This window comes from Streptomyces sp. CNZ287, assembly GCF_007827615.1.
Genome location: NZ_VISV01000045.1, coordinates 1 through 3,557 on the forward strand (window position 1 = coordinate 1; position 3,557 = coordinate 3,557).

General features: G+C 72.9%; 2 protein-coding genes. Both read right to left on the reverse strand.

The features are described from left to right. A partial coding sequence (locus FB457_RS34985; protein ID WP_186462106.1) for a beta-ketoacyl synthase N-terminal-like domain-containing protein occupies window positions 1-617 on the reverse strand: 617 nt, incomplete at its 3' end. Between the two features lie 54 nt (window positions 618-671). After that, a partial coding sequence (locus FB457_RS34990) for a type I polyketide synthase (RefSeq protein WP_145784705.1) occupies window positions 672-3,557 on the reverse strand: 2,886 nt, incomplete at its 5' end.

Below are 3,557 nucleotides of genomic sequence, written 5' to 3' on the forward strand. Positions count from 1 at the left end.
GCGGTGTCCACCGTGACCGCCGGACCTTCGAGACCGAAGGTGTACGCCACCCGACCCGACGCCACACTCGCCGCACCGCCATTGCCCAGGAAGCCCTCGTAGCCCTCCGGGATCCGGTGCATGAGCCGGCCGGTGTAGTCGTCGTACATGACCCCGGCGAAGACGCCCGTCTTGCTGCCCTGGAGGGAGTGGGAGTCGATGCCCGCGCGCTCGAACGTCTCCCAGGCCGCCTCCAGCAGGAGCCGCTGCTGCGGGTCCGTGGCCGTGGCCTCCCGCGGGCTCATGCCGAAGAACTCGGGGTCGAACTCGTCCGCCGCGTGCAGGAAGCCGCCCTCGCGGGCGTAGCTCTTCCCGGTCCTGTCGGGGTCCGGGTCGTAGAGGCCCTCGACGTCCCAGCCGCGGTTCCCGGGGAAGTCGGAGATCGCGTCCGTGCCCGCGGCGACCAGCCGCCACAGGTCCTCCGGCGAACGCACCCCGCCCGGATACCGGCAGGCCATCGAAACGATCGCAATCGGCTCCTGCCTTGCCGTCTCGGCGTCCTGCAGGCGCTGCCGCGTCTGGTGCAGCTCGGCGACTGCGCGGGTCAGGTACTCCCGAAGCTTGGCTTCGTCCGACATTGGTCGTCGCTCCTCTGTACGGAATTGCTGAGGCGGCGCCAGGCGCCGCCGGGGTCAGGAAAGGTCGAGATCGCTGTCGAGCAGGTCGAAGAGTTCGTCGTTGGACGCGGACCGGAGCTTCGTCTCGATGTCCTCGCCCTCCGGTGCCGTGCGTGCGGTCTCGTTGAGGCGGGTGAGGAGGGCCTGGAGTCGGCGGGTCACCTTCACCCGCCCGGCGTCCTCCGCGGAACGTTCGATCAATGTCAGTTCGAGCTTGTCGATCTCGGCCAGGAAGGAGTTCTCGGGGCTCGCCTCGTCGACGCCGATGCTCTCGCCGACGTACCGGGCCAGGTCATTCGGCGTGGGGTAGTCGAAGATCAGCGTCGAGGTCAGACGGAGCGCGGTGGCCTCGCTGAGGCGGTTGCGGAGCTGGACGGCGGTGAGGGAGTCGAAGCCCAGCTCGTTGAAGGGACGGTACGGATCGATCGCGTCCGCGCCGCCGTGCCCGAGGACCGCCGCGACGGCGCTGCACACGACGTCGAGCAGCAGCTTCTGCCGTCCCTCCGGCGGCAGCGCCCGGAGCCGTGCGGCCAGGTCCGTTCCCGGCGGCTGCGCGCCGTGCGTCCGCGCGGCGGTGCGGCGGGTGGCCGGCACGAGGTCGTGGAGGAGCGCGGGGAGTCGGGGGGCGGTGCGGAGGGCGCCGGGGCTGAGGGGGGTGCAGAGGTGGTGGGGGTGGGATGTGGTGAGCGCGGTGTCGAGGAGGTGAAGCGCGTGCTCGGTGGTGAGGGGCGTGGTGCCGTGGGTGAGAGAGCGGATGTCGGTGGTCGTGAGGTGGCCGGTGAGGCCGGTGGCCTGCTTCCAGTAGCCCCAGGCGAGGCTGGTGGTGGGCAGGCCCTGCTGGGTGCGGTGGTGGGCGAGGGCGTCGAGGTAGGTGTTGGCGGCGGCGTAGTTGGCCTGGCCGGGGTTGCCGAGGGTGCCGGCGGCGGAGGAGTAGAGGACGAAGTGGGCGAGGTCCAGGTCCTGGGTGGCCTGGTGGAGGTGGTACGCGGCGTCGACCTTGGGGGCGAGGACCGGGTGCAGGCCGTCGGGGGTGAGCTTGGACAGGACGGTGTCGTCGAGGACGCCCGCGGTGTGGATGACGGCGGTGAGGGGGTGGTCGTCGCCGATGGAGCCGATCAGGGTGCGTACGGCGTCGGCGTCGGTGACGTCGCAGGCGGTGAGGGTGATCTGGGCGCCCAGTGCGGTGAGTTCGTCGCGGAGAGCTGTCGCGTTGGGGTGGTCGGGGCCGCTGCGGGAGGCCAGGAGGAGGTGGCGTACGCCGTGCTCGGTGATGAGGTGACGTGCCGTCAGGCTGGCGAGACCGCCGGTTCCGCCCGTGATCAGCACCGTGCCGTTCGGGTCGAGCGGCCGGGGCTCCGTCGCGGCGGCGTCGGTCGAGCGGGTCAGGCGCGGGGTGAATAGCCGGCCGTTGCGGAGGGCGAGTTGGGGTTCGCCGGCGGCCAGGGCCTCGGCGAGGTGCGGGATGTCCGCGGGGCTGGGATTGGTGACCGCGGTGTCGGTGTCGATGAGGTGGATGCGGTCGGGGTTCTCGTTCTGGGCCGTACGGACCAGGCCCCACAGCGGCGCATGCGCCAGGTGGACGTCCTCGGCCGGTTCGGTGGCCACCGCGCGGTGGGTGAGGACGACGAGCTGCCGGTCGGTCTCGTCGTTGTCGGCCAGCCAGCTCTGGAGGCGGGTCAGCAGGGTCTCCGTCGCTGCGTGGGCCGCCGCGGGGGAGTCGTCCTCCGCCGGAGCCGCTGCGTACACGTCGATCTGCCCGAGGTCCGCCTGCTCCTGCTCCTGCTTGAGGCCGGCGGGGCGCCAGGCGAGATGGAACAGGCTGTTGCGGGTGGCGGTGTGCGCCTGGGCGCCGCCGGCGAGGGCGGTGGCGTCGACGGGCCGCGTGTTGAGTGCCGTGATCGTGGCCACCGGAGCGCCGGCCGGGTCCCAGGTGTGCAGAGCGAGGTCGTGGCCGTGCTCGCCGGTGGGGGCGAGGGTGGCGCGCAACTCGGTGGCGCCGGTGGCGTGGACGGATACCCCGGTCCACGCGAACGGCAGCCGCAGTTCCTCCGCCTTGCCGTTCGCGCCGCCGTCCGCGTGGAGGGTGCGCGCCGCGAGGGAGTGGACGGCGGCGTCGAGGAGGGCCGGGTGGATGGCGTGGCCGGTCGTGTCCGTCTCCTCGGGCAGGGCGATCTCGGCGTGGAGGGTGCCGTCCGGGTGGACCCAGGCGGCGGTGACGCCCTGGAAGACGGGCCCGTACTCGTAACCCGCGGCGAGCAGACGGGGATAGAGGTCGGTGACGTCCACGGGCTCCGCCCCCGCGGGCGGCCACTGCGCCGGCGGCGTAGCCGATGCGGCCGGTTCCGTGGTGAGGGTGCCGGTGGCGTGGTGCGTCCACGGCTCGGGCTCGGCGTCGTCCGCGGTGTGGCGGCGCGAGTGGATCGTGACCTGCCGCCGGCTGACGCCTTCGTTCCCGTCGCCGTCCGTTCCGCCCCGGACGGAGGCGGTGACCTGAAGGTCGTGGGTGCCGGCCTCGTCGAGCGTCAGCGGGGCGTGAAGGTTCAGCTCCTCGAGATGGGCGGTACCGGTGTGGTCGCCGGCGTGCAGGGCGAGGTCGACCAGGGCGGTGCCGGGGAGGAGGACCGTACCGGCGACGGCGTGGTCGGCGAGCCAGGGGTGGGTGCTCAGGCTGACCCGGCCCGTGAACACCGTGGTCGAGGCGTGCTCGTCGGTGCCGTCTGCGAGTGGGACGGCGGCGTGCAGCAGCGGGTGCGTGGTGGCCGCCTGGCCGAGGTCGGTGGCGCTGGTGACCTGGGCGGGGAGGTCGAGCCAGTAGGGGCGGTGCTGGAAGGGGTAGGTGGGCAGGCTCGGGAGGCCGCCGCTGGGCCGGGGGAGGTGGGGGGTGAGGTCGAGCGGGTGGTG